26 protein-coding genes are annotated in these 26,516 nt (G+C 69.1%); 17 read left to right on the forward strand and 9 right to left on the reverse strand.

Translation table 11 applies throughout. The features are described from left to right. The first annotated feature begins 6 nt into the window (after positions 1 to 6). From FB047_RS12990 to FB047_RS13000, 3 genes are all read left to right on the forward strand, one after another. Complete coding sequence (locus tag FB047_RS12990) at positions 7 to 1,017, forward strand: sugar phosphate isomerase/epimerase family protein (RefSeq protein WP_136587627.1); 1,011 nt, start codon at positions 7 to 9, stop codon at positions 1,015 to 1,017. Next, positions 1,017 to 1,403: a C-glycoside deglycosidase beta subunit domain-containing protein gene (locus tag FB047_RS12995; protein WP_136587628.1), complete on the forward strand. Its 387-nt coding sequence runs from the start codon at positions 1,017 to 1,019 to the stop codon at positions 1,401 to 1,403. Before FB047_RS12990 ends, FB047_RS12995 begins: the two co-directional genes overlap by 1 nt. A gap of 61 nt (positions 1,404 to 1,464) precedes the next feature. After that, positions 1,465 to 2,718, forward strand: coding sequence for an MFS transporter (locus FB047_RS13000; RefSeq protein WP_136587629.1), 1,254 nt, complete (start codon positions 1,465 to 1,467; stop codon positions 2,716 to 2,718). A gap of 2 nt (positions 2,719 to 2,720) precedes the next feature. Here the strand turns inward: FB047_RS13000 and FB047_RS13005 are convergent, their stop codons facing one another. Next, positions 2,721 to 3,473 carry an enoyl-CoA hydratase-related protein gene (locus FB047_RS13005; protein ID WP_136587630.1) on the reverse strand — a complete coding sequence of 251 codons (753 nt, stop codon included), beginning with the start codon at positions 3,471 to 3,473 and terminating at the stop codon, positions 2,721 to 2,723. Positions 3,474 to 3,503: 30 nt separating this feature from the next. Between FB047_RS13005 and FB047_RS13010 the strand changes: the two genes are divergently transcribed. From FB047_RS13010 to FB047_RS13020, 3 genes are read left to right on the forward strand one after another with little or no spacing between them, the layout of a single operon-like run. After that, positions 3,504 to 4,346, forward strand: a complete 843-nt coding sequence (locus FB047_RS13010) for an amidohydrolase family protein (protein ID WP_136587631.1) — start codon at positions 3,504 to 3,506, stop codon at positions 4,344 to 4,346. A 39-nt stretch (positions 4,347 to 4,385) separates the two neighbouring features. Further along, positions 4,386 to 5,147: an SDR family NAD(P)-dependent oxidoreductase gene (locus tag FB047_RS13015; protein WP_136587632.1), complete on the forward strand. Its 762-nt coding sequence runs from the start codon at positions 4,386 to 4,388 to the stop codon at positions 5,145 to 5,147. Between the two features lie 7 nt (positions 5,148 to 5,154). Next, positions 5,155 to 6,807 carry a (2,3-dihydroxybenzoyl)adenylate synthase gene (locus tag FB047_RS13020; protein WP_136587633.1) on the forward strand — a complete coding sequence of 551 codons (1,653 nt, stop codon included), beginning with the start codon at positions 5,155 to 5,157 and terminating at the stop codon, positions 6,805 to 6,807. Positions 6,808 to 6,862: 55 nt separating this feature from the next. Here FB047_RS13020 and FB047_RS13025 read toward each other — a convergent pair whose 3' ends face one another. The 8 genes from FB047_RS13025 to FB047_RS13060 all read right to left on the reverse strand — a co-directional run bounded on the left by FB047_RS13025 (position 6,863) and on the right by FB047_RS13060 (position 15,973). Beyond that, a complete protein-coding gene (locus tag FB047_RS13025) occupies positions 6,863 to 8,383 on the reverse strand; it encodes a GMC oxidoreductase (RefSeq protein WP_136587634.1) in 1,521 nt (506 codons plus the stop codon). Then, entirely contained in the window at positions 8,380 to 9,975 is a 1,596-nt protein-coding gene (locus FB047_RS13030; RefSeq protein ID WP_136587635.1) for a GMC oxidoreductase, read from the reverse strand. The genes FB047_RS13025 and FB047_RS13030 overlap by 4 nt, the downstream gene beginning before the upstream one ends. Then, the gene (locus FB047_RS13035; protein ID WP_240752802.1) at positions 9,972 to 10,961 is read right to left on the reverse strand and encodes a sugar phosphate isomerase/epimerase family protein; all 990 of its coding nucleotides are present in this window, start codon (positions 10,959 to 10,961) and stop codon (positions 9,972 to 9,974) included. The genes FB047_RS13030 and FB047_RS13035 overlap by 4 nt, the downstream gene beginning before the upstream one ends. Next, positions 10,958 to 11,908, reverse strand: coding sequence for a sugar phosphate isomerase/epimerase family protein (locus FB047_RS13040; RefSeq protein WP_136587637.1), 951 nt, complete (start codon positions 11,906 to 11,908; stop codon positions 10,958 to 10,960). The genes FB047_RS13035 and FB047_RS13040 overlap by 4 nt, the downstream gene beginning before the upstream one ends. Further along, positions 11,905 to 12,885, reverse strand: a complete 981-nt coding sequence (locus FB047_RS13045; protein ID WP_136587638.1) for a sugar phosphate isomerase/epimerase family protein — start codon at positions 12,883 to 12,885, stop codon at positions 11,905 to 11,907. Before FB047_RS13045 ends, FB047_RS13040 begins: the two co-directional genes overlap by 4 nt. Beyond that, positions 12,882 to 13,823 (reverse strand): sugar phosphate isomerase/epimerase family protein, encoded by a 942-nt coding sequence (locus FB047_RS13050; RefSeq protein WP_167494241.1) that lies wholly within the window; start codon positions 13,821 to 13,823, stop codon positions 12,882 to 12,884. Before FB047_RS13050 ends, FB047_RS13045 begins: the two co-directional genes overlap by 4 nt. A 69-nt stretch (positions 13,824 to 13,892) precedes the next feature. After that, a complete protein-coding gene (locus FB047_RS13055) occupies positions 13,893 to 14,795 on the reverse strand; it encodes a TrmB family transcriptional regulator (RefSeq protein ID WP_136587640.1) in 903 nt (300 codons plus the stop codon). A 29-nt stretch (positions 14,796 to 14,824) separates the two neighbouring features. Next, the gene (locus FB047_RS13060; protein WP_136587641.1) at positions 14,825 to 15,973 is read right to left on the reverse strand and encodes a thiolase family protein; all 1,149 of its coding nucleotides are present in this window, start codon (positions 15,971 to 15,973) and stop codon (positions 14,825 to 14,827) included. A gap of 76 nt (positions 15,974 to 16,049) precedes the next feature. Between FB047_RS13060 and FB047_RS13065 the strand changes: the two genes are divergently transcribed. The 11 genes from FB047_RS13065 to FB047_RS13115 form a co-directional block, all read left to right on the forward strand. Continuing rightward, entirely contained in the window at positions 16,050 to 16,835 is a 786-nt protein-coding gene (locus tag FB047_RS13065; RefSeq protein WP_205822981.1) for an enoyl-CoA hydratase-related protein, read from the forward strand. Next, positions 16,832 to 17,899, forward strand: coding sequence for a Gfo/Idh/MocA family oxidoreductase (locus FB047_RS13070; protein WP_136587643.1), 1,068 nt, complete (start codon positions 16,832 to 16,834; stop codon positions 17,897 to 17,899). Before FB047_RS13065 ends, FB047_RS13070 begins: the two co-directional genes overlap by 4 nt. Positions 17,900 to 17,916: 17 nt before the next feature. Further along, positions 17,917 to 19,953 (forward strand): hydantoinase/oxoprolinase family protein, encoded by a 2,037-nt coding sequence (locus FB047_RS13075; protein WP_167494242.1) that lies wholly within the window; start codon positions 17,917 to 17,919, stop codon positions 19,951 to 19,953. Continuing rightward, complete coding sequence (locus FB047_RS13080) at positions 19,950 to 21,695, forward strand: hydantoinase B/oxoprolinase family protein (protein WP_136587645.1); 1,746 nt, start codon at positions 19,950 to 19,952, stop codon at positions 21,693 to 21,695. Before FB047_RS13075 ends, FB047_RS13080 begins: the two co-directional genes overlap by 4 nt. Next, positions 21,692 to 22,588: a fumarylacetoacetate hydrolase family protein gene (locus FB047_RS13085; protein WP_136587646.1), complete on the forward strand. Its 897-nt coding sequence runs from the start codon at positions 21,692 to 21,694 to the stop codon at positions 22,586 to 22,588. Before FB047_RS13080 ends, FB047_RS13085 begins: the two co-directional genes overlap by 4 nt. Then, positions 22,585 to 23,568: a sugar phosphate isomerase/epimerase family protein gene (locus FB047_RS13090; RefSeq protein WP_136587647.1), complete on the forward strand. Its 984-nt coding sequence runs from the start codon at positions 22,585 to 22,587 to the stop codon at positions 23,566 to 23,568. The genes FB047_RS13085 and FB047_RS13090 overlap by 4 nt, the downstream gene beginning before the upstream one ends. 12 nt (positions 23,569 to 23,580) lie before the next feature. Beyond that, positions 23,581 to 23,967 carry a C-glycoside deglycosidase beta subunit domain-containing protein gene (locus tag FB047_RS13095; protein WP_136587648.1) on the forward strand — a complete coding sequence of 129 codons (387 nt, stop codon included), beginning with the start codon at positions 23,581 to 23,583 and terminating at the stop codon, positions 23,965 to 23,967. Next, positions 23,964 to 24,365, forward strand: coding sequence for a C-glycoside deglycosidase beta subunit domain-containing protein (locus FB047_RS13100; RefSeq protein ID WP_136587649.1), 402 nt, complete (start codon positions 23,964 to 23,966; stop codon positions 24,363 to 24,365). The genes FB047_RS13095 and FB047_RS13100 overlap by 4 nt, the downstream gene beginning before the upstream one ends. Beyond that, the gene (locus tag FB047_RS13105; RefSeq protein WP_136587650.1) at positions 24,362 to 25,360 is read left to right on the forward strand and encodes a sugar phosphate isomerase/epimerase family protein; all 999 of its coding nucleotides are present in this window, start codon (positions 24,362 to 24,364) and stop codon (positions 25,358 to 25,360) included. The genes FB047_RS13100 and FB047_RS13105 overlap by 4 nt, the downstream gene beginning before the upstream one ends. After that, positions 25,360 to 26,133, forward strand: coding sequence for a TIM barrel protein (locus FB047_RS13110; RefSeq protein ID WP_136587651.1), 774 nt, complete (start codon positions 25,360 to 25,362; stop codon positions 26,131 to 26,133). Before FB047_RS13105 ends, FB047_RS13110 begins: the two co-directional genes overlap by 1 nt. 20 nt (positions 26,134 to 26,153) lie before the next feature. Continuing rightward, on the forward strand, positions 26,154 to 26,516 hold a 363-nt coding region (locus FB047_RS13115), incomplete at its 3' end, for a Gfo/Idh/MocA family protein (protein WP_136587663.1).

Consider the following 26,516-nt stretch of genomic DNA (forward strand, 5'->3'; position numbering starts at 1 on the left):
GACCGCATGGCGGTCCACGACATCAAGCGGGGCGTGAGCCTCTACAGCTTTCAGGAAGAGGTCTTCCTGCGGAAGCTGACCCTCGACGACGCGGTCCGCGTGTGCGCCGAGATGGGGGCCCGCGGGATCGAGGTGATTCCGGAGCAGTCGTTCGACAGCTTCCCGAACCTCACCGACGCCGAAATCGGCGGGTGGCACGAGCTGCACGCGAAGTACGGCACGACGCCCACCGCGTACGACATGTTCATCGACTTGAAGCGCCGGAAAGACCGGGTCATGACGTTCGAGGAAGGCGTGGAATCGATCGTCCGCGACATCAAGCTGGCCAACAAGCTCGGCTGCACCTCGATGCGCGTCATCGTGAACACCCCGCCCGAGGTGTTCGAGGCGGCGGCACCTTACGCCGAGGAGTACAACGTCCGGCTCGGAGTCGAGATCCACGCGCCGATGCGCTTCGACCACCGGTGGATCCAGCAGTTCCTAGACATCGTGCATCGCGTCGACAGTCACTACCTCGGCATCGTGCCCGACATGGGCATCTTCGTCCGGGAGTTCCCGCGAGTGGTGGCCGAACGCTTCAAGCGCGATGGCGCTCGCCCCGACCTCGTCGACCACGCGGTGAAGGTGTACAACGACCACCCGGATGACATGGAGACTCTGACGCGCGAGCTCGCGTGGCGCGGGGGCACGGCGATCGACGTGGCGTTCGCGAACAACGTCGTCGGCTACAACTACGTCGCGCCCGAGACCATGGCCCCGCACGTGCCCTACATCGTCCACATTCACGCGAAGTTCTACGAGATGGTCGGGGATGAGCGCGAGTATTCCATCCCCTACGACGAGATCGTGCCGGTGCTCATCGCCGGCGGATACGACGGATACCTGTCGAGCGAGTACGAGGGCAACCGCCACATCCAGGATGTACGGCCGGTCGACAGCGTGCAGGAAGTCGCCCACCAGCAGCGCATGCTCGCGCGTCTGCTCGGCGAGGAAACCACCACCGGAGGGAGCCGCTGATGTTCGACCGATACCTGCTGGAGGACGACACCTTCGCCAATGTCGAGGTCGACGGCGAGGTCGTCGGCTGGAAGATCGGTGCCCGGATCGGCTATTACCGAGGGCTGGGCCTGTCGATGATCGAGCTCTCGCTCGCCGTCGACGGTTCGCCGGTCCCGCCGGAGAGCATCCGCCTTCAGCTCCACGGCGCCGACTACCGCCTCAGCGAGATCGAGGACGTCCTCGACGATCGCTGGGGATTCTCCGAAACCGTCATTCTCTTTGTCGATCAGCCCGGGGGGTTGGCGCCGGGGGAGCATGAGATCGCCTTCGAGCAGAGCCTGCGCATCTCATACCTCGCCGTGCCAAGTGTGAATCGGGTCTCGCGGCGACTGGCGCTGGCATGAGCTGCCGCTCCCGGTCCGGACCTCGACGTCCGGACCCGGGAGCGGTCAGAGGGGCGGGGGCATGAGAGTGATGTTCCGCGCGCTCGCGCACCGGAACTACCGGCTGTGGATCGCCGGACTGTTCATCTCCGGCATCGGAACGTGGATGCAGATGACCGCGCAGGACTGGACGGTTCTGACGGTGCTCACCGATCAGGATGCCGGAGCATTGTCGGTCGTCATCGCCTTGCAGACCGCTCCCCAGTTGCTCCTGTTGCCGATCTCGGGATACGTGTCCGACCGGATTCCCCGGAGGCGACTCCTCATCGGGACGCAGATCGCCATGGGACTGCTCGCCGTCACACTCGGATGCCTCCTCCTCGGCGGCGTCGCCGAGTACTGGCAGGTGTGCGTTCTCGCCGCCGTCACCGGCGTGGTTCAGGCCTTCGACTCTCCGGCGCGCAACACCTTCGGCAACGAGCTGGTCCATCCCGAGATCCTCCCCAACGCGATCGCGCTGGGCGGTGCGACGTTCAACCTCGCCCGTCTCGTCGGCCCGGCCATCGCCGGTCTTCTGATCGGGGTGGTGGGTCCGGGCTGGATCTTCATCGCCAACGCGGTGACCTTCGTGGCGATGCTCACCGGGCTCGGTCTCATGCGCGCGCACGAGTTCCACCCGGTGCAGCGCGACGATGGGCGATCCGGGGGGTGGCTGGGCGGGATCCGCTACGTTCTTCGTGATCGCCGCGTGCTCGCGCTGATCGTGATGGTGTTCCTGGTCGTGGGCTTCGTGGGCAACTCCATCACTCTTCTGATCATCACGGCGGCGACGAAGGAGTTCGATCTCGGAGCGGCCGGCTTCGGTCTGCTGACGTCGTGCATCGCGGCGGGGTCGATCGTCGGTGCATTGTTCGCCGCGGCTCGCCGATCACCTCGCCCTCGCGTGCTGCTCGCCGCCGCACTCGGGTTCGGCATCGCGCTCCTGCTCGCGGCCGTCATGCCGACGGCGGAGACGTTCGCGCTCTCGATGCCGCTCGTCGGGTTCTTCCTGATGGCAGCGATGGCCACGGTCAATGCGCTGGTGCAGACGTGGACTCCGCCCGGTATGCGCGGCAGGGTCATCGGCGTTTACATGCTCGCGTGGATGGGCGGTGCCCCGCTCGGCGCGCTGTCGTTCGGCGCGGTGGTAGAGGCGGCGGGGCCGCGCGTCGCTCTTGCCGTGGCCGGCGGCGTCGCGGCCCTGTGCGCGGTCGGCGTCGGTCTGCGTCTGTGCTCGTTGCGCGCGTCAGGAGCGGCCGCGGCACCCGCCCCGGCGGTATCGGAGGTGGCGCCGTGACCTCATCGACGGCGAGCGGCTGCGATCGCCTCACGGGCCGCCGGCGACGTGAACAGCGTGAACGAGGTCGCGACGAGGTCGGCGCCGTGCGCGTCGATCTCGCGAACGATGCCTGCGGTGAGAAGAGGCTTCGTCGCGGCCATACCCTGCGGATGCGCGGCCCGCAGGGCGGTCAGGGTGGCATCCACGCGGGAGTCCATGTCGGACGCGTCGACCGCTTCGTCGATGAGTCCGATGTGCGCAGCCCGCTGCGCGTCGATGCGCTCGGCCGTCAGAAACAGGCGCGTCGCATCACGCGAACGCAGCCGGGGCAGCACGCACACGGAGATGGCAGCGGGCGCGAGGCCCAGCCGCACCTCGGTGAAAGAGAAGTCCACGTCGGTACGGGCGATCGCGAAGTCGGCGGCGGCGACGAGACCGAGTCCTCCCGCCCGCGCGGGGCCGTCGAGCCGCGCGACCACGGGAACCGGAAGAGTCAGCATCTGCCTCATGACGGCGAGCAGCAGCTCGATCGATCGTCGCAGTCGCTCGGGATGCTCCTCCCGCAGATCGAGACCGGCGCAGAACGCCGGGCCCTCCCCGGACAGGACGACGGCTCGCGCGCCCGCCTGCACCGCGACGTCGAGCTGTGCGCTCACCGACGTGAGCATCTCGACGGTGAGGGCGTTGCGGTTCTCGGCTCGAGCGAGGGCGACGTGAGCGATTCCCGCATCGATCCGCAAGGAGGCGGGTGGGTCGGAATCAATGAGTGGCATATTACCTACCGTAGTAGTTAGGATAATCCTGTGAGAAGACTTGACTTGCACTTCTACCCCGGAACGCCCACGTGGGTGCGTTCGCAGGGACCGTTCGCAAAGGCGCTGGCGGAATACTGGAACAAGCCCTGGGATGGCCGTCCCGAGTCGGACGTCGTCGCCGACGCCCGCGCGGCCGGCCTCCAGGCCGTCCTCGTGGCCTTCGACATCGAGAGCATCCATGGGGCGCCGCCGATGACCAACCAGGAGGTCGCCGCTATGCGCGACCGTCACCCCGACGTCTTCGTCGGCGCGTGGGGCGCGGTCGATCCGTTCAAGGGCGAGGAGGCTCTGCGCGAGGTGGAGCGTGCCGTCCGCGAAGACGGCATCCTGGGCCTGCACTTCCACCCGATCATGGGGCGCTATCGCGTCGACTCGGACGAGCTCAAACCGCTCTTCGCGCTGATGCGCGACCTCGGGCTCGTGGCGATGGTCGACGTGGGGACGACCGGCATGGGTGCCGGGCTCCCCGGGGGCCTGGGCTCGCTCATCGAGAACGCCCACCCCCTCGCCATCGACCGCCTCGCGGCCGAGTTCCCCGAACTTACGATCATCGCGTCGCACCCGGGCTGGCCCTGGGTCGACGAGATGACGGCCGTCGCTCTGCACAAGGGCAACGTGTTCTGGGAGCTGTCCGGTTGGGCGCCGAAGTACTTCTCGCCGCAACTCAAGGTCGACATCCGCGCTCGGTTGCAGGACAAGATCATGTTCGGTTCCGACCACCCCAGCATCCCGTTCGATCGCCTGTTGCGAGAATGGGACGAGCTCGGGTACTCGGAGACGGTCATGAACAAGGTCTTCCACGAGAACGCCGAGCGCGTGCTCGGCATCTGACCCACAGGTCTTTTCGCTCACCATCTTCAAGGAGGAAACATGGATGCTGCTCGCCCCCACGCGCTCGTCACGGGCTCGGCCAGCGGAATCGGACGGGCCAGTGCGCTGCGGCTGGCCGCGGCAGGCTACGACGTGACGATCAATTACTCGCGCTCCCGCGACCGGGCCGACCAGACCCTCGCCGAGCTGCACGAGCTGGGCGGGTCGCACCGTGCGGTGCAGGCGGACGTCAGCGACGACGACGCGGTCCGCGCCCTGGTCGCCGAGGCCGTCGACGCCGACGGGAACCTTACGGCGCTGGTCAACAACGCCGGAACGACGGCCGAGACTGCCCCCGACGACCTCGACGGGATCGACCTCGACGACTGGGACCGCGTCATGCGCGTGAATGTGCGGGGCCTCGTCCAGGTCACCCGCGCGGCGGCCGGGCCGCTCCGGCAGGCGCGGGGCTCGATCGTGAACATCGCGAGCATCGTGGGCCTTCGCCCCGGCGCCCAGCCTCTCGTCTACGCCGCGAGCAAGGCCGCCGTGGTGAGCCTGACCAAGACACTCTCCCGCGTGATGGCCCCGGAGGTGCGGGTCAACGCCGTCGCGCCGGGATGGATCGCGGGGGAGTGGATGGAGCGCACCCTCGGCGACGACTACGACCGGCTCATGGAGCGGCGGGCCAAGCAGACTCCGCTCCGCCGCAACGTCACCCTCGATGACGTCGCCGCATCCGTCGAGGCTCTCGTCACCCTTCACCCGTTCGTCACCGGTGAGATCGTCGTGATCGACGGCGGCTTCACCGCCACCACCTAGGAGACCCATGACTCTCGACGGCATGGTCCGCTTCCCGGCCGAGGACGCCCGGCGCTATCGTGCGGCGGGGTACTGGGACGATCGGTTGCTCATCGACCACTACGAAGACGCGTTCCGCGCGTTCGCCGACCGCGTGGCCATCACCGACGGCGAGGTGACGTTGACCTACGCGGAGCTGGAGGCACGCGCGCTGCGCGTGGCGCGGAACCTTTACGACCTCGGCATCCGACCGCTCGATCGGATCGTCGTGCAGCTGCGCAACACTGCCGCGTTCCCCCCGTTCTATCTGGGACTGCAGTACCTCGGCGCGGTGCCGATCATGGCCCTGCCCGTCCATCGCTACCGGGAGCTGGAGCAATTCGTTCGTCTGTCGGGCGCCATCGGTCTCGCGGCACCCGCCAAGAGCAAGGATGCCGATCACCGCGAGATCTACGCGCGGATCGCCGCCGAGCACCCCTCGCTCCGCCTTCTCTTCGTCGAGCAGGACGAGGGCGGATCCGACGTGGACGCGATCTTGATCTCCGAGCTCATCGAGCGCGAGCCGGTGGCCACCGAGGCCGACGTCCGTGCGCTCCACGAGGGTCTCGACCCGGAGGACCCCGCGGTGTTCCAGCTCTCGGGCGGCACGACGGGGATCCCCAAGCTCATCCCGCGATCGCACAATGACTACGCCTTCAACTCCCATCTCGCGGCGTCCGTCTGCGACATCCGCGATGGTGATGTGCTGTTGGACGTCCTCCCGATCTCGCACAACCTTCCGCTCGCATGCCCGGGAATGCAGGGCTTCCTCTTCCGGGGAGCGACGGTCAGCCTGGTCGCCTCGACGTGGAGTGACGGCATCCTGGACCGCGTGGAATCCGACCGGGCGACCCATATCCACGTCGTTCCCGCGCTCCTGATCAAGCTGACGGAGGCGCTCGCGGCCCGCCCGCGGGACGTTTCCTCGATGCGGGTCATCCAGAGCGGGGGGCAGCGCCTGCAGCCCGAGACACGCACACGTGCGGCGGCGCTCTTTCCCCGCGCCACGGTGCAGGAGAACTTCGGCATGGCGGAGGGGCTGCTGATGTTCGTGCGTCTGGACGACCCCGACGACGTGCGTCTGGAGACGGTGGGGCGCCCGATCTGCGCCGACGACGAGGTGCGGCTCGTCGACGAGGACGGGAACGATGTCGCGGACGGTGAGGTGGGGGAATTCTGGGCGCGAGGGCCGTACACCCTCCGCGGCTACTTCCGTGCGCCGGAGCACAACGCCACGGCGTTCTCGCCCGACGGGTTCTACATGAGCGGTGACCTGATGTACCGGCATCCCTCCGGCAATTACGTCGTGGCCGGGCGCCGTAAAGACCTCATCAACCGCGGCGGGGAGAAGATCTCGGCGGAAGAGATCGAGAACCTCATCCTGGCTCACCCGGCGGTCGTGCTCGCCGCGGCGGTGCCCATGCCCGACCCGGTCCTCGGTGAGCGCACGTGCGCGTGTGTGGTGCTGCGTGAGGGTGCGACCCTCGAGCTCCAGGAGCTCGTGGACTTCCTGCGTGGCTTCGACCTCGCCACCTTCAAACTCCCCGAGGCGTTGCGTGTGTACGACGAGCTGCCGCTGTCGCCGATCGGCAAGGTGTCGAAGAAGGACCTCGTCGCGGAGCTCGCCGCCGATCTGGTGTGACGCCGCGAAGAAGGGGCCGGACGATTCTCGTCCGGCCCCTTCTTCGTTCGGCTGATCAAGCGCCGGCGGCGGCCCGCGCTGCTCGGACGGCGAGCGAGACGCTCAGGAGAGTGGGATTGGATGCCGTCGGCGTGGGGATGACGCCGTTGCCGGCCACGAACAGCCCGGGCACACCCCAGACCCGCCCCCAGGGGTCGCACACGCTGGTGCCGTCGTCGCTCGCGCCCATGCGGACGCTGCCCTGGTAGTGGATGGAGCTTCCGGCAGGGACGAGACGCGGCGCTCCGCCGGGTACAGGCGTTCCCATGCGCTCGACGAGCCCACTCACGATCTCGATGCCGCGGGCGATCGTGGCCCGGTCGCGCTCGGTGAGCGAGTAGTGGATGGTGGGAGCGGGCATGCCGAAGAAGTCCACCTCGTCATCGGAGAACTCCACCCGGTCCTCGAAGCGGATGTCCTTCGTGGCGAAGCAGCCGAGGCCGACGATGGGGTGCTTCTCATCGGAGACGACGTCGCCGACGACCATCGGGGCGGCATCACGCTGCATGATCTGCCCGTGGTACGGGTACTCGGGGCCCCAGAACGGGATCCAGCTCACGCCGGTCATGGCCTCGCGTTCGGAGGCGGCGTGACCGCCGTCCTCCTTCTCCGCGCGCGCGATTTCGGGCTTCAGGTAGACCGAGCACATGATCTGGGGCTGGTCGTTGAGGTAGTGGCCGAGGGCCCGGGGGCGGATACCGGATGCCCACAGGACCTGCGGGGTCCCGAAGGAGTCGGCGGCGACGACGACCTGTCGTGCCGCGATCTCCTGCACCGTTCCGGTGCGACGGTCCTCGATCTCGACTCCGCGGACGTCGCCGTCGTCGGCGCGAAGGACCCGGCGGACGACGGTCTCGGCGCGCAGTTCGAACCCCGCGGGGGCCGCATCATCATCGATGAGCGGTCCGAGGACGACGTTCGTCCCCGACCATCGCGGGCGGCCGGATGCCGTAGGGAATGCCGCGAGCGGCATCGCCTGCACGCGCCGATCGGCGGGGCGGCCGTCGTTGAAGACGGCACCGAGCTCACGTTCCACGGCGGAGCGCACGGCCGTGTCGGCGAAGGCCTCCTGCGTGACGTGCAGCAGTTCACGACCGCGGGCGAGCAGCTCCTCGATCTCGTCCCGCGGCACCTGCGACGGCAGCTCCGCCTCGCCCGGGGTGGGGCAGGCGCAGGTCCAGTGCTGGCCCATGCCGCCCACGGTGGCGGTGGCCAGCGCGCCCGGCATGTCCTGTTGCGGGTCGTCGGTCCGGCCGGGGGCGACCAAGAACGTGCCGGGGCGCGCCGTCGGGCGCTTCTCGCGGTCGTTCGAGACCGCCTGGTGCCCGTCCGCGTTGGGACCCTGGGACCGGCGCTCCGCCTCCCCGCGGACTTCCGCGGGGAGATTGCGCACCGATTCTCCGGGGACCGTCGTCGTCTGCGGGCCGCGCTCGAGCATCAGCACGCGGTCATCGCTCCGGTGCTCGAGATATTCGCGGGCGAACGCCGCGCCCGCTGGTCCGCTGCCGACGACGACGAGATCGAACTCCTCGATCATTCCTGTTTCTCCTGTCGCGCGATCGAGTCGAGGATGGCGCGGGCCCCGCGCAGCGCGATCGCGACGCTGGTAAGGGTCGGGTTCACCACGGTGTTCGTGGGGATGGTGCCGTTGCCGCCGAGATAGAGGTTGTCGAAGCTCCACACGCGACTCCACGGGTCGCACACACTGGTTCCGTCATCGGCCTCGCCGATGCGCATCGTCCCCTTGTAGTGCAGGCTCGCGCCGTACGGGAGGGGAGCGGGCTCTCCACCGGGGATGAAGGACCCGATGGCGCCGGCGACCTGTCGCTGACGTCGACGGGCGCCCTCCAGCTCCGCCTCCTCGCGGTCGGTGAAGTCGTAATGGATTGTCACGTTCGGCATCCCGGCCCAGTCCAGGTCGGTGTCGTCGAACTCGAGCCAGTCCTCGTAGCGCGCGAATTTCCGGATGCCGAATCCGACATTGGCATAGCCCCACGGGTTTCGGGCGAGCGGATGATCGTCGGGGATCGGCAGGGGGGAGTCGTGCATGTACAGCACCTGGCACGAGTACGGGTTGTCGGGCTCGGAGAACGGCAGTCTCAGGACCGCGGTCACCGGGTCGGGGGCGCTCTCGGAGACACGTCGTTCCCGCTCGATCTGCTCGAGGCTGAGACGGCCGCCGAGCTTCTCGGGGTCGATGGCAACGACGCTGAAGATGCCGGGGTGGTCGCTGAGGTAGCGCCCGAGAGCCCGTGGACGGATCCCCGAGGCCCATAGGAGCTGCGGCGTGCGAATGGCGTCCGCGGCGACGACGACGATGTCGGCCGCGACGAACGTCTCTTCGCCGCCCCCCGCCGGGGTGATCTGCACGCCCGTGGTGTGCCCACCTTCGACGACGACGCGGGTCACCGCGGTCTCCGCCTGCAGACTGAACCGCGCAGCCTCCGGCGAAGACGCGTCCAGCAGAGACCCGAACACGACATCCGTACCGGCCCAGCGCATCCGGCCTTCGTCGTCGAGATCGCCCGCGACCGGGAGGGGGCCGACACCGTAGCCCTCGGGGAGCTCCTCGTCGACCTCGGCCGAGATCGCTTCCTGGAGGGCGGCTGCGATGGGGGAGCGGTCGAACGCGCGGTGAGTGGTGTGCAGGAGCCCCTCGGCCTCGACGATCAGGGCGTCCCACTCCTCGCCGGGGATGAAGGGGATCAGTTCCGAGAAGCCGGGCCGGGGCGTGGCGCACGTCCACTGCGCTCCCTGCCCGCCTACCGCGGTCGACACGGCTGCGGCCGGAAACTCCGCCGCGTGCCCACTGCCCTCCCCGCCGAAGTCGATGAGGTGCGTCCCCCCGCGCGCGGTGTAGGTGCCTTCCACGACTTTGGTGATGGGGATGCCGAGGCCCACGGGTGCGCCGTCGCGGGACTGCGGGCCCTGGGCACGCCGCCGGGCTTCCTGCTTGGCGGCCGGGTCGGCGATGTTGCGCACGTTCATGCCCGCCGGTTCGGTGAGCACCGGGCCGCGTTCGAACATGGTCACGCGCACTCGGGCGGAGCCTTCGAGGAGGGTCCTCGCGTAGGCCGCGCCGATGGGACCGCTGCCGACGACGACGACGTGGACGTCCGGCCCGTTCATCTCGGGTCTCCTTCGTTCACTTCAGCCGCGACCGCGGGGGCGAGGACGTGCTGGAGTTGCCAGCCGTTCAGCATCGTGGTGGTCGGCGGGTGGGGGCTGAGCTCGCTCTCGACCACGACCCAGCCGTCGTAGCCGTGCCGCGCGAGATCAGCGACGAACCGGCGGCTGTCGACCAGCGGCGAGGCGGCATCGAGCTCGACGAACCACCTCGGCACGGCGCGGCTGCCGCCGGCGCGACGCACATGGTGCTCGGCGTTCCGCCGCGTGTACTCGGCGATGTCGTCGACGGCTCCCACGTTCTTCAGGTGCACCAGGACCACGCGGTCGGCGTGACGGTCGAGGAAGTCGTGGGGATCCACCCCGGCGATGGTGAGTTCGCCGGTATCGAGCGTGAGGCCCACCCGGTGCGGGTCGGTGGCCGAGATCAGCTTCTCCAGACCGTCGTCGACCCGGAGCGCGGAGAGGAAGTCGAAGTGCAGACCGAGTCGGATGCCAAACTCGGCGATCGCGTCACCGACCGCGTTCCACGTTTCGGCCATGGCGGCGATGTCGTCGTCATCGAGATCCAGCCGCTGCCACGCCGAGACGGCCGGCCGCGCGACGAGGACGTCGCCGCCGAGTTCCGCCAACGCGCGCGCGAACCACTGTGCACGCTCGATCAGGACCGGGCGGCTCGCCGCGTCGGCGGGATCCGAACTGGGGAGAAGGTCTTCGCGGAAGGGCATCATCGGGTCGAAGAACCAGCTGCTGACACCGTCGAGCCCCGCCTTGCGGACGAAGGCGGCGAAGCCATCCAGATCGCCGAAGTTGGCGGCTATTTGCGCGGGGTTGCCGAGCGGTTCCCACCGGCCCGTGCCGGCGGTGAGCTCGAGCCCGGTGAAGCCCGAGATCGACACGATGCGAAGCGCCCGCAGGTGATCGCGGCGCCGAGCGAAGTCGTCGAAGTTCGGCTTGAAATGGTTGATCGCGTGCGCCCAGCGGATCATCGGAACCCCTCCTCGGCGGCGATCTTCTCGAGAACGTTCTTTGCGTACCATCGCGCGATCGCCGTGCTCTCGGCGTGGTTGCCGCCGAGCTTGTTCGCCTTGTCGTGCTCGACCGAGAGCCAACCGTCGTAGCCGTTGCGCACGACCGCGCGGATGAACGCTTCGAAGTCGACCAGGCCGCCCTCATCGCCCATCTCGTGGAACCACTTGGGCGTGGTGTCCGACATGAGCTCGGAGTCCGGACGTCGTCGGTGGTCACCGATCAGGTCCTGGTGGCGGGTGTCCTTGAAGTGGAACCCGGTCACACGGTCGGCATACGCGTCGTAGAACTCCACCGGGTCGACGGTGGCGATGCAGTGCTGAGCGGTGTCGACGAACAGGTTCACGTACTCGGGGTCGGTGTTCGCGTAGAAGGTGTCCAGCTCCCAGCGCGACTGGATGCCGCAGAAGAACTCGTGGTGGCAGGTGAGGTTGACCCCGGCGGCCTTCGTGATCTCACCGACCTTGTTCCACAGCTCGCCGGTGATCTTGATCTTGTCCTCGGTCACCGGCTCCATGTCGTAGTACAGCGCCGCGGGCATGACGATGATGTTGTCGAGCGTGATCTCCGACCATCGGTCGAGCGTGACGCGGAAGTCCTCGAGGATCGTCGGATGCGTCTCCCGGATGTGCGGCGCGTAGACGCGCGGGTCGTAGTTGGCCGCGTGGAACGTGTTGACGATGCGTTCGAGTCCGCGTTCCTGCACGAACTCCTGGTAGTTCCGCACCGAGCCGAACATGTCCATGATCGTGAAGTACCGGTGGTCGAAGCAGTCGATCGCCTGGTACCCCACCGCCGCGACCTGCTTGAGGAACCGGTCCATCGTGCCGATCGTGTTCCACTGGTCGACCGGACCACTGGGCGAGTCGCTCCGCCAGTGGTCCATGTAGCTCCATCTGAGGGTCATCGTCCTCGTCCTCCGGGGAAATCGGCGTTCCCGAGGGAGCGCAGGTACCAGGCGTTCAGCAGCGTCGTCGTCGCCGGCGTCGGCGACTGATCGCTCTCGACGACCACGGTGCCGGTGTATCCGATCGTGCGGAGGGCGTCGATGACGGCGGGGACGTCCACGAGTCCGCCGGGCGTGCCCAGCTCGAAGAACCAGCGCTCGATACCGGGGTCTGCGGCGCCCTGGAGCAGCGCGCTCTCGGCGAAGGGGCGGCGGTACGTTTCGCTCGAGTCGACCGCGCGCGCGTCCTTCAGCTGCACGTGCGCGATGCGCTCGCCGTGGGCGAGAAGCACCTCGACTGGGTCGTGTCCGGCCACGGTGTAGTCGGCCGTGTCCACGGCAAGACCCACCGTCGCCGCGTCGGTCTCGGCCAGCAGCGCCTCCCGGAGCGGGGCTGGGCGGAAGGCCGAGAGGCAGTCGATGTCGATCGCGAGCCGGACGCCGTGGTCGTCGCACAGGCGCCCCAGGGCATTCATGACCGAGGCGACGTCCGCGACGCTCGGGCCATCGGGCAGACGCCACGCGGACTCCGAGGCCCGGACGACGAACGTCTCCGCGCCGATCGCCGCAAGGAACTCCACGAACGCAACGGCGGCCTCGAGGATGGCGGCGTGATCGGCCGCGTTCGACGTCGAGCGGAATGCTCCGCCCTCCTCCTCCGCCGGAGCGGTCGGGTCCCACGTCATGCTGGACACCCGGCGGATTCCCGAGTCGGCGAGGAAGCCACGGAATCCGTCGATCGAGCCGTGGCCGAGAAGAATGTGCTCCGGACGTCCGAGGTTGTTCCACCGCCCCGATCCGCCCTGCAGCTCCACAGCGTCCAGGCCCGTCACGCTGATCGTCTTCAGCGCGCGCGTCTGCAGCTCCGGACGGACGAATGCCGTGGGCGGGGAGTTCCATTGGTTGAGGGCGTAGGCCCATCGCAGCGGGATACTCATCGTCCGGACACCTCGCTCAGCACGTTGTCGATGTACCACTTGGCCACGGCGGTGGCTTCCGCGTAGTCCTGGCCCTCGACCTCGACCTTGTCGTGCTCGACGGTCAGCCAGCCCTCCCACCCGGATGCCGTGATCTCGGCCATGAGGGCGGGGAAGTCGACGATGCCGTCGGGGCGGCCCATCTCGACGAACCACCGGGGAACGCCCGGCGCCAGGAGCTCGGCATCCGGCGGTGTCCTATAGGCCTCGGCGGTGTCGATGGCCCGGGTGTCTTTGAAATGGAAGCCGGCGCACCGGTCCCGGTAGCGACGGAAGACCTCGATGGGGTCCACGCCCGCGATCGTGTGCTGAGCGGTATCGCAGAAGAAGGCCACGTTCTCGGGCGCGGTGTGACCGAGGAAGAAGTCGAGCTCGTCGACCGTGCGGATGGCGCCCCAGAACTCGAAGTGGCAGGCGAGGCGCAGATCCCGCTCGCGGAGCATCGCGCCGGCCCGGTCCCAGAGCTCGGCGGTCGCGAGGGTCTTGTCCGGTGTGACGGGTTCGACGTGGAAGTAGGTGTTCGTGGGCATGACGATGACGTTCTCGACCGCCGTGCCCTCCACCATGTGCGCGAGCGCCTCGATGTCACCGAGGATGCGCTCATGCGTCTCGCGACGGTGCGGCGCCCGATGGTCAGTGGCGTAGGGGTAGGCGGCGAAGACCCCGGTGATCCCGACGAAGCCCTCGGCCTGTAGAAACGCCTCGAACTCATGGACCGAGCCGTAGAGAGCCGCGTACTGCGGGAGGGTGAAGCCGAACGTATCGAAGCCGGTGAAGCCGAGGGCGGCGAGCTGGCGGACGTACGCGTCCATGTGCCGCCTGTTGAAGGACGGATGCCGCAGACCTTGCGGGGTGGGGGTCAGCCAATGGTCCATGTACGACCAGCGATCCCACGGCATAAGCATCTCCTGTCAACGGTGACGGTGTGATACCTACCCTAGTAAGTACTTAAGCGGCGTGTCAATGCGTCACGCGCGTCGACGCGGGGCGGAGTCCGCTCCGGCGTCTTCCGCCGCCGAAGACGCGACCGAGGCTGGGGCGCGGTACGACTCGAGGGCCTGGAGGCCCGGTCCGTACGCCTGGATGAGCTCGGTGCGGAAGTCGGCGTAGATCTGCTGAATGTCGATGTCGTGGCGGATCATGCCCTTCACCGCGGCGATGATCGAGGCGTTGCCGGTCTGGATGCCCTCCCAGGCGGTCCCGTCCACGGCCACGGCATTCACCGCCTGGCTTGAATCGGCCACGAGAGCGAGGTGGCGCGCCTGGTGGTGGCGGAAGAGGGCGCGCTCGGTGCTGGCGTGGCGGAACACGCGCATACCCGCCTCGTCGCCGCGCTCGGGCCCGAAGTCGAGGAGAACGATATCGACCCCGCGCCCTACGGCGGTGCGCAGGGTGGGAAGCAATTCGTCGAGTTCGGCGGGGGAGCAGGAGAGGTAGACGCGGCGTTCCGCGCGCCCGAGGATGTCCTCCGCCGCGCGCAGCACGGCCTCGCGCGACGTGAAGGCCGTGAGCGAGATGGCGGAGGCGCTTTGCCCCTCGCGCTCGATGACCGTCGCCGCCTCGTTGGCCGCCCCGTACCGGCCGCGGAACTCCGCATCCAAGAGCGAAAGCAGCTCGGTGGGGGGAGTCGCCACGAACAGAACGGGGTCGCTGCCGACCTCCTGCGCCGCGCCGCGGCGCACCAGCCGCCGGAGGTTCTCGTACACCTTGGGCTGGGGTACGCCCGTGGCCTTCGATACGCCGTACCCGGTGAGGCCGTTCGTTCCGACCAGCCCCGTGTAGCAGCGCGCCTCGTAGAGGCTGAAGCCCAGCTCCACGAGCGCGTCCCGCAACTGGTCCCGCGCCATGTCGGCGCCGACGATGGGAGTCATGTTGATCGTCCTTCCGCGTTCGTCCCGGTTTACACCCGCTCGACGAGCAGGGCCATCCCCTGTCCACCGCCGACGCACATCGTAGCCAGGCCCAGGGTTCCGTCGATGGTCTCCAGGGTCGTCAGCAGTGTCGCGACCAGTCGGGCTCCGCTCATCCCGAACGGGTGTCCCAGCGCGATCGAGCCGCCGCGGAGGTTGACCTGTCGGTCGATGTCCATGCCCGTCTCTCGGGCGGTGGCCAGGACCTGAGCGGCGAAGGCCTCGTTGAACTCGATGGCGTCGATGTCTTCGATACGCCGGCCCGTGCGTTCGAGAAGGCGCGTCACGGCTTCGATGGGTCCTACCCCCATGATCTCGGGAGCGATCCCTGACACGGCCGTGCCGATGATCCGGGCGCGGATGCCGAGACCCTCGCGGCGGGCGAGATCTTCGCTGGTCACGAGAACGGCGGCGGCGCCGTCGTTGAGAGGGCAGGAGTTTCCGGCGGTGACCGCCCCGCCGACGCGGAAGGCCGGGGGCAGGGAGGCGAGGATCTCGGCGGAGGTCGTCCGTCGCGGCCCGTCGTCGGTGTCGATGACGCGGCCGTCCGGGGTCTGGACGGGGGTGATCTCCCGTGCCGTGGTGCCGTCGTCCTGCGCGGCGATGGCCAGGCGGTGGGAGCGGAGGGCGAAAGCGTCCATGTCGGTGCGCGCGACACCGTATCGATCGGCGACGTTCTCAGCGGTCTCGCCCATCGAGATGTACATGTCAGCGATGCCGCCGGGCATGACGAGATCGGGGTGCTGATCTTCGGCGGCCGTTCCGCGCCCCGTCATGCTGACCGATTCGACGCCGGCGGCGATGAGGGCGTCGGCCTCGCCCGCTCGCACCGCGTGCGCGGCCATGCGGATCGCCTGCAGGCTCGACGCGCAGAATCGGTTGACGGTCGTTCCGGGCACGCTCAGGGGCAGTCCGGCGAGCGGGACGACCCGGCGTCCCATGTTCGATCCGGCTTTCCCTTGCGGGTAGGCGGTGCCCAGGATGACGTCCTCGATGAGGTCTGGGTCGACACCCGAACGGCCCACGACTTCGCGGATGACGCCCGCGGCGAGGTCGTCGGGGCGCACATCGCGCAGCGACCCCCTGCCGGCCCGCCCGATGGGCGTCCGGGTCGAGTCGGCGATCACGGCGGTGGTCACGAATCCCCCAAAGCTGTTATGGTCATCCCATTCTAGTACTTACTACGGTAGTTTGCTACGCGGAGGACACAGCGACGTGGACAGGAATGAGACGGGACCGACCGTGACGCTCGACGTCTCCGGCGGTGTCGCCATCGTGACGCTGAACCGTCCGGGCCGTCGCAACGCCCTGGACGCGCCGATGGTGGACGCGATCGGAGCGGCCTTCGATGCCGCCGAGGCGGACGCTTCGGTGCGGGCGATTGTCGTCGCCGGAGCCGGGGGCGCCTTCTGCGCGGGGGCCGTGCTCGACACGCTGCTGGCCTCCGCCGAGGGCGAGTTCGCCGAGGTCGCCCACGTCTACGACGGGTTCCTCCGGGTGCTTCGCAGCCCGCTTCCCACGATCGCCGCCATCGACGGAGCCGCGGTCGGCGCAGGGCTGAACCTCGCGCTGGCCTGCGACGTCCGGATCGCCTCTCGGCGCGCGCGTTTCGACAGCCGTTTCCCCGCCCTCCGGCTCCACCCCGGCGGTGGCCACACGTGGCTGCTCGGGCGGGCCGTCGGACGACAGCGCGCGACCCTCATGGCTCTGTTCGGTGAGACGTTGGACGCCGACGCCGCGCTCGCCGCGGGGCTGGTCGCCGAGATCCACCCCTCCGAAGACCTCTCCGGAGCCGCCTTCCACCTCGCCGCCCGGCTCGCCGAGATGGACCGTCCGCTCGTGGAACGGATGATCGACTCTCTCCGCGCGGCTGAGCAGACGCTGTCCCACGCCGAGATGCTCGAGCTCGAGACCGAACGGCAGCGGTGGTCGACGCACCAGGAGGACTTCGTTCGACGCACGGTTGAGTTGCGGGACCGCATTTCGCGAGGTCGCTCGTGACGTCTCCCACAGACGCGACGCGTGTCGCCCTCGTCGGATTCGGCGGAAGCGCGCGCGGCATCCACACGCCTTTGATTCGTTCGGTGGACGGTCTCGAGCTGGTCGCCGCCGTGGCTCGCAGCCCACAATCCGCGGCGCGCGCGAAGGATGCCGGCATCCTGTCGGTCGACTCGATCGAGGCGTTGCGCGAGCACGGCGTCGACCTCGCGGTCATCGCGACGCCCGACGGCGCGCACCGCGAGGACGTCGAAGCCGCACTCGAGGTCGGCTATGACGTCGTCGTCGAGAAACCGCTGGCCGGGACGCTCGGGGAGGTCGAACGCCTCGTCACGATGGCCGCGGACGCCGGGCGGCACCTCATCCCCTTCCACAATCGCCGGTGGGACGGGGACTTCCTCACCGTGCGGTTGCTGCTCGCCGAGGACCGCGTGGGCGACCCGTTCCGTTTCGCGTCGCGCCTCACCCGCTGGTCGCCGACCGCGCGGGCGTGGTGGCGGGACACCCCTCGCCCCGGGCAGGTCGACGGCAAGCTCGGCGACATCGGGTCTCACCTCGTCGACCAGGCACTCGTCCTGTTTGGGCCTGTCGACGAGGTCTACGCCGAAGTGCGATCGATTCGAGGCACGGACACCGCCAACGACGACTGCTTCCTCGCTCTGCAGCATCGCGGCGGTGTCCTCACGCACCTGCACCTCTCCGCTGTCTCGGCTGCCCGGCTGCCGCGCTTCGTGCTGCAGGGACGCCGTGCCGCCTTCACCGTCTTCGGCGACGATCCGCAGATGGAGGCGCTGAACACCGGCCGGTCCCCGCGCGACGCCGGATGGGGCCGGAGGAACGTCGACACGCACGGCATCCTGTCCGGCGACGGAGAGGACGAGCGGATCCCCACCCTGGCGGGGGACTGGTCCGACTTCTACCGCGGCGTCCTCGCTCTGCGGCGGGGGGATGCCGCCCCGCCCGTGGCTGTCGAGGACGCCGTCGCGGGTCTCGCCGTCCTCGAGGCGGCTCAGCGCAGCGCGGAAGACCGATGCGTCATCCGCATCGCAGCGGACGAACAACACTGACGAGAGGAACGACGCACATGGGACTTCGCGCGGCCGCCGACATCGGCGGAACCTTCACGGACGTGGTCACGGTGGACGAGGGCGGGACGGTCGCCGTCGGCAAGGCGCTGAGCACTCCGGGAGATCTCCTCCGCGGCATCCTGAACGGCCTGGCCGACGCCGGCGGTGCGCCGAACGATGTCGAACTCCTGCTGCACGGCAGCACGGTGGTCATCAACGCCCTCATCGAGCGGCGCGGTTCTCGTGCGGCTCTGGTCACCACCGAGGGCTTCCGCGATGTGTACGAGATCGGGAGGGTCAACCGGCCGGATGCCTTCAACCTCGCCTTCCGTCGTCCCCGCCCCCTGATCGAGCGGGATCACGTCTACGAGGTTCCTGAGCGGCTCCGCGCGGACGGGAGCGTCGTCACACCCTTGGACGAGGAGGCGGTGCGAGCGCTCGCCGGCGTCCTGCGCGATCGCGGCTACGAAGCGGTCGGTGTCGTCCTGCTGCACTCCTACCGCGACCCGTCCCACGAGATCCGCGTCGGAGAGATCCTCCGCGAGGAACTGCCGGGGGTGTTCATCACCCTGTCCCACGAGCTCAGCCGTGAGTACCGCGAATACGAGCGCACATCGACGGTGGCCGCGAATGCCTTCGTCGGTCCCATCGTGGCGGAGTACCTCGACGATCTCGCCGAGAGCTTCTCGGGCGAGCGCGCCTCGATCGGCATCATGCAATCCAACGGCGGGCTCGCCGGGCTCGACCGGGTGCGCCGGCAGAGTATCCAGATGGTGGAGTCCGGGCCCGCCGGAGGCGTCGTCGGGACGATCCAGATGTGCGAGCGTCTGAGCCTGCGCGACGCCATCGCCTTCGACATGGGCGGTACGACGGCCAAGGCCTCCGTCATCCGCGATCTGTCGTTCCCCCTCGCCGCGGAATACTACGTCGGGGGGTACGCGGAGGGGCTCGCGTTGCGCGTACCCTGCCTCGACATCGTCGAAGTGGGGACGGGCGGCGGCAGCATCGCCGCGGTCGATGCCGGGGGCGAGATCCGCGTGGGCCCGCGCAGCGCCGGGAGCGAGCCCGGTCCCGCCTGCTACGGCCGGGGCGGGACGGATGCCACGGTGACCGATGCCTGCGTCATGCTCGGCATCCTCGATGGAAGCAGCGTGCTCTCCGGTGGGCTGCAGCTCGACGGGGACGCCGCCCGACGTGCCGTTGGTGCCGTCGCCGCCGACCTCGGCATGGATCCGATCGACCTGGCGGCCGGGATTGTCGCGATCGCCGCGGCGTCGATGGCCAACGCGGTGCGCGCGGTAACCACCGAGCGGGGACTCAACCCGCAGGACTTCGCGATGTTCGCGTACGGCGGGAATGGGCCGGTGCACGCCACCCTCGTCGCTCGAGAGCTGGGCGTGCGCCAGGTCGTCATCCCCACGATGCCCTCGGTGTTCTCGGCGGTGGGGATGCTGCTCGCGGACCTCCGCAACGACGTCGTGCAGACCGAGCTTCTGAGGGTGAATGACCTTCCGTCCGGATATCTCGCGGAGAGACTCGAACAGCTCGGGCGCGAGTGCGCGGCGGCCCTGGAAGCGGTCGACGAGGCACCTCGCCATCTGTATGGACTGGACATGCGCTACGTCGGACAGGAGCACGTTCTCACCCTCGAGGTCGAGCCGGACATCGATCGCGAGGCTCTCACGGCGCGCTTCCACACCGAGCATCGGAGCCGGTTCGGGCATTCGGCAGTGGGGGAACCGGTGGAGATCGTGGGGCTGCGCGCGTCCGCCCTCCAGCCTTCCCCGGCCTTCACCGCCGAGACGTTGGAACCCGGCGCCGCCGGCGCACCGGCACCCGAGGCCGTCCGCGGCAGCCGCGGTGTCCGGCTCGCGGCACAGGGGGAGCCGACGGAGTGCACCGTCTACGACCGCACCCGCCTTCGCGCAGGCGATGTCGTGACCGGTCCGGCCGTCATCGAGGAGACCACCACCACCACCCTGCTGCGTGAGGGGGACCGCCTCGTCGTCGACGCGACCGGGTGCCTGCTCATCGAGATCGGAGGACGAGCATGACCACGGGGCCCGATCCCATCACGGCGGAGATCATCCGCGGCAATCTCGTCGGCATCACCGACGAGATGAAGACGAACCTCATGCGCACCGCGTACAACCAGATCATCTACGAAGCGCAGGACTTCACGGTCGGACTCTTCGACGCGCACGGCGAGACAGTCTCCATCGGTCTCGGCCTGCCGATGTTCGTCGGGGGGCTGTCCGAGGCGGTGAAGGCGATCATCGCCCACTACGCCGACGAGGGCATCGGCGCCGAGGACGTCGTGATGACCAACGCTCCCGAGCTCACCGGCAGCCACCTCAACCACATCGTCGTGGTCGCTCCCGTGTACGCGAGCGAACGGATCATCGGCTTCTCCGCGTCGATGGCGCACTGGGCGGACGTCGGCGGAGTGCTGGGGGGCACAACGCACGACATCTACTCGGAAGGCATCCAGATCCCCATCGTCAAGCTCGTCCGCGACGGTGTCGAGAACGCCGAGCTGCTGAGCATCGTCCGGACCAACGTGCGCTTCGCCGATCTCGCGCTGGGCGATCTGCGCGCGCAGATCGCCGCCGTCCGAACGGGGCAGAACCGCCTGGCCGGCCTGGGGGCGCGGTACGGAGCCGACGTGCTGGAGGCGGCCTTTTCGGGGATGTTCGACTCGAGCGAGCGCCGTGCGCGAGCGGCAGTGGCCGCCATCCCGGACGGCGAGTACTGGGCCGAGACCGAGATGGACGACGACGGCGTGCGCCGTGGGGAACGCGTGCGCGTGCGCGTCGGTGTCATCGTCTCGGGCGAGACCTTCACCGTCGACCTCTCGCAGATGAGTCCCCAGGTCGCGGGCTTCTACAACTCCGGAGAGACCGCGGGCCGCTCGGCCGTGCAGGTCGCCTTCAAGGCCCTGACCTCGCCCACGGAGTGGCCGGTCAACGCCGGGTCGTTCCGGCCGGCCGAGGTGATCCTGCCCCCCGGCACCGTCGTCAGCGCCGAGACCCCGGCCGCGATGCGGTGGTGGATGACGTATCCGATGAGCGTGGTCGACTGCATCTTCCGCGCGCTCGCCTCCGCGATCCCGGACGACGCGATCGCCGGTCACCACGCCGACATCGGCGTCGCCAACGTCGTGGGCAACGACCCCGAGTCCGGTCGCCTGTTCGTCTTCGTCCACGCCGCGCAGGGCGGCGGATGGGGCGCTCGTCGTCACGCCGACGGTGAGAACGCCACGATCTGCATCAACGACGGCGACACCCACAACACCCCCATCGAGGCCAATGAGGTGCGCCACGCAGCCCTCCTCGCGCGCAGCTACTCGCTGCGGACCGACTCGGGCGGAGCGGGGCGGATGCGCGGAGGTCTGGGCACGCGATTCGAGTGGACGGTGAGCGCCCCGGCCCGCTTCAACAGCTTCGTCGAGCGGACGGTCGTGCCCGCGTGGGGACTGGACGGCGGGGAGGCGGCCGCGCCGAACGGCGTCGCCCTTCGCGATGCGACGGGGCGAATCGACCGGCTCGCCTCGGGCAAGGCCGACCTCGTGCCGATCGCCGCCGGAGGGGGATTCGTCGTCGAGACCGGCGGGGGAGGCGGGTTCGGCGATCCCGCGGAGAGAGACCCCGAGAGCGTCCGTCATGACGTCGCGCGAGGGTACGTGTCGCTCGAGGCCGCGCGCGAGACGTATCGCGTCGAGCTCGTCCCGGGGCCCCGCGGTCTCGAAGTCGACCACACCGCGACCGCGCGGCTGCGGACGGGGGTGCCCGCATGATCCGCGTACGCCATCAGGCGGTGGACGGGGTCCCGACCGTCGTGGTCGAGCGGGACGGCCGGACGTGGGATGCCGAGACTCTTCTCGGGCACGCCGTCGACATCGGCGAGGTCATCGTCGACATGCCGGGTTTCGTCAGCGCGATCGAGGCCGCGCTCGCGGAGGGGCGCGCGCAACCGGTCGGTCGTGAGGGCGATCCGTTCCTGGTCCCCACCGTCTTCCGCCCGAGCGTGTTCTGCGCGGGTGCCAACTTCTCCGACCACGTGCGCGAGATGGGGGAGAAGCCGATCACCCGCGCGTTCCACTTCGTCTCCCCGCCCACCGTCCTCAGCCCCCACGGGGCGGCCATTCCCCGCCCCGAGGGCGCGGAACGCCTGGACTGGGAGGTCGAGCTCGTCGCCGTCATCGGCCGGGTGACGTCGCGCGTCGACGAGGCGGACGCTCTCGCGTCGGTCGCCGCGTTCACGGTCGGAAACGACGTGTCGGTCCGGGGCGATCCGATGCACCCGATCTTCGGTATGGACTGGGGCGCCGGAAAGAACGCCGACGGGCTCACCGCCGTCGGTCCTGCTCTCGTCCCCGCCGCCGATGTGGCGGACCCCCAGAACCTGCCCATGCGGCTGACGGTGGACGGTGACATCCGGCAGGACTCGTCCTCCGCGCAGATGCTCGTCACCGTCGCGCAGCAGATCGCCGCCATCTCACGCCGAACCACCCTCCACCCGGGTGACCTCGTCCTCACCGGCACCCCCGCGGGAACGGCGCGCGCACACGCGAACGCCTACCTGCGCGACGGGCAGACGATGTCGGCCGAGATCGACGGCGTCGGCGTGCTCGTCAATCGCGTCGAAGGGACCCCCGCTTCGCGCCACTCAGAAGGAGACCAGATATGAACGCCGCAGCGATCAAGCGCGGGGTGAGCCTGTACTCGTTCCAGGAGGAGTACTTCCTGCGGACGATGTCCCTGGAGGACTGCATCGCCGCCTCGGTGGCGATGGGTGCACGGGGGATCGAGACGATCGCCGAACAGATGATGCCGGGGTTCCCCGACCTGTCCGAGGACTTCTACCGGCAGTGGGACGGATGGGTGGAGGCGTACGGTTTCGTCCCGACCGCGCACGACATGTTCGCCGAGCTCAAGCTCTACCCCGACCGCGAGCGTCCCACCGACGAACTCATCGCCGACCTCCGACGCGACATCGACCACACGGCCCGGATCGGGGCGACGGTCATTCGCATCCTCGCGGCGACGCCGCCCGAGGTGGTCGAGGGGGCCGCGCCGTACGCTGCCGACCGTGGCATCCGCCTCCTCACCGAGCTGCACGCTCCGCGTCGCTTCGACAGCGACTGGTTCCGCGGTCACCTCGAGGTGGCTGAGCGTGTCGGGCCCGAGGTCGTGGGCCTTCTTCCCGATCTCGGCATCTTCGTCCGGCGCCTGCCGCGGGTGGTGTGGGAGCGCGCGTTGCGCGACGGCGCCGACCCCGACTTCGTCCACCGCGTGGTCGAGGTCTACGACGGGGGCGAGGACACCGAGATCCTGCTCGAGGACGCGGACCGTCTCAACGTCGGTCCGGTCGAGCGCGACCTCGCGGTGAGCGCGACCCGCTACATCTTCGAGGATCCGCGTCTCCTCCTGGACTACATGCCCTACATCCACCACGTCCACGCGAAGTTCTACGAGATGACCGATGAGGGCGAGGAGTACAGCATCCCGTACGACGAGATCATCGCCGTCCTTCGCGAGGGCGGATTCCGCGGGTACCTCTCGAGCGAATACGAGGGCAACCGCCACATCCAGGATGCGTTCCCCGTCGACAGCATCGACCAGGTCCGCCGCCACCAGCAGATGCTCGCCCGTCTGATCGGCGAGTGAGGAAGGAACCTCATGTTCGATCCGTACATCATCGTCCCCGACTCGCTGCGCAACACCGACCACGAGGGCGTCGACGCCTTCGCGTTCGACGCGCGGTGCGGCTACTACCGGCGACTGATCCTCTCGATGGTCGAAGACCTTCGCGTGAGCGTCGACGGCGAACCGCAGCCGCGCGAGAACATCCGGCTGACCGTCGCCGGTGAGACGTTCACGATGGACGCCCTCGCCGGGGAGTTCCGTCTCGCATGGGAGTTCGGGGAGCCGGCGACCGTCACGGTTCTCGGGCGTCGTCTGTCGCCCGGGACGCACGAGCTCGGACTGTCCGAGACCCTGCGCATCTCCTACCTGCCGACCCCGCACGTCCCCGCGACGGTGCGGAGCATGGAGGTGGCGGCATGACCCGCCCCGAACTGCTGCTCGGCCCCGGTGCGGTCGAGGTGACCGAGAGCGGGCTGCGACTGAGCATCCGCCAGCCCTGGTACCGCAGCCTCCCGCTCTCGAGCGTCGTCGATCTCGAGGTGTCCGTCGACGGTGAGAGCGTGAACCGCGACGCCCTCCGGATGAGGGTGGACGGCGAGGACTACGGCCTCGACGACCTCCCCGCCCGGTGGGACACCGTGTGGTTCATCCAGGATGCCGCTGAGGTCGACGTGCCCGTCGCGCTCGAGCCGGGGCCGGCCCACGTGGAGGTCGCCCTCACCCTCCGGTTCCCGTACATCATCATCGACGGCGTGGGACCGCTGCGCCGGCGGACCACGGCCACCGCCGATGTCCACATCGACAGGAGCACCCGATGACCGCGCCGATGCTGGGTACGACGCTGTATTCGTTCACCAACGAGTGGGTGATCGGCCGCTACACCCTGACGGGCCTCCTCGAAGAGGTGGCCGCCGCCGGGATCGGTCCGGGCGTCGAGGTCGTCGGATTCCAATCCTTCCGTGGATACCCCCACCTCGATCGGGAGACCGTCCGCGTATTCCGCGACGCGGTCGACCGGCTGGGGCTGGTCCCCACGAGCCTGGGGTCCAACATCGACATCGCGATCCGGACCGATCGCGACCTGACCACCGACGAGCGGGTGGAGTACACCGTGCCGCAGCTGGAGGTCGCAGCCGAATTGGGATTCCCCGTCGTGCGAGTCCAGATCGGCGCCGACCCAGCGACGCTGGAGCGTCTCGTGCCGGTGGCCGAACGCCTCGGCCTGCACCTGGGGATGGAGATCCATGCGCCGGAGGGTCCCGCGACGCCGAAAGTGCTGCGCTACCGCGAGCTGTACGACCGGCTCGACTCCGAGGCGCTCGGGTTCATCCCCGACTTCAGTTCGACCATGCACCGCATCACCGACGGGCTGGCCGAGACCTTCGTCGACAGCGGGCTGCCCCGCGACCTCCTGGACGATCTCCAGCGCATCTGGGCCGGAGACGGAGGGCAGGGCGAGCGGCTCTCGGAGTTCCTCACCCTTGCCTCGGACGCCGGCGTGGACGACGCCGCGGCGAACACGGTCGCGGCAGCGTTCACGATGAACGGACACGAGGACCCCGCGGCATGGGCGGAGCTCATGCCGCGCGTCCGGCACATCCACGCCAAGTTCTACGAGATCGACGCCGAGGGCGAAGAACCCTCGATCGACTACGCCGCCAATCTCGGCCCCCTCCTGCGGGCGGGATTCCGCGGCTCCATCTCCAGCGAGTGGGAGGCGCACTCGTGGACGCCGAACGACGAGCTGGCCACCGCCGACATGATCCGCCGTCACCACGACCTCATGCGGCGCACCCTGACAGAAGGAGAATGATGCTCACCCTCGCCCCTAATATCGATCTCGTCTTCACCGAAGCGGGTGCCCCGGAGGATCGCGTGCGCGCGGCCGCCGACGCGGGCTTCGACGCCGTGGAGATGTGGATGCACACCGACAAGGATCTCGACGCCCTCGAGCGGGCGACCCGGGAGACCGGCGTCCGTATCGTCGCGCAGCTGGTGGAGCCGAGGCCGCAGTTCCTCGCCGATTCCGACAACACGCACGCGGCGTTCTTCGACGGGCTGGACCGCTGTCTCGCCGTCGCGGCGCGGCTGGACATCCCGCGCCTCGTCGTCGGCGGAGGACCCGGCGTCTCGCGCATCAAACGAGAGCCCTCCACCGCGGCGTTGATCGACGTCTTCTCGAGGGTCGCCGAGCGGGTCGCGGGATCCGACGTCACCGTGGTCATCGAGGCCGTCAACGAACGTGTCGACCATCCCGGCTCGTTCCTGAGTCACACGGCGGACTCGGCCGCCATTGCGCGGGCGGTCGGCTCCGCGCAGGTCGGGATCTTGTACGACCTCTACCACTCGGTCGCCCAGGGGGAGAACATCGACCGCGTGATCCCCGAGTACGCGGACGTCATCCGGTACGTCCAGTTCGCCGACTCCCCGGGTCGGGGTGAGCCTGGCTCCGGGGAGATCGATTGGGCACACGCTCTCGGGCTGCTCAACGCCGCCGGATATGACGGTCCGGTAGGTCTGGAGTTCTACCCGCAGGCCGAGTCGACGCTCGCCGTCCGTTCCATTCAGGAATGGGCCCGGGCATGAGTTCGCCTCTGCGCGTGGCGATGATCGGCTACGGGTTCATGGGGGCCGCGCACTCGGTGGGGTGGCGCCAGGCGCCGCGGATGTTCGATCTGCCGCGTGCGGTCGAGATGACCGTGGTGGTGGGACGCAACGCGGATGCCGTGGCATCCGCCGCCGAGAAGTGGGGGTGGGCCGAGTCCGCCACCGACTGGCGCGAGGTGATCGCTCGCTCCGACATCGACATCGTCGACATCGTCACCCCCGGCGACTCGCACGCCGAGATCGCCATCGCGGCGCTCGAGGCGGGAAAGCACGTGCTGTGCGAGAAGCCGTTGGCCAACACGGTGGCCGAGGCCGAGGCGATGGCCGAGGCGGCCGAGCGGGCTCGGGCCCGCGGCATCCGC

Origin of the sequence: Microbacterium hydrothermale (assembly GCF_004854025.1) — a bacterium.
Taxonomy (GTDB): Bacteria; Actinomycetota; Actinomycetes; order Actinomycetales; family Microbacteriaceae; genus Microbacterium; species Microbacterium hydrothermale.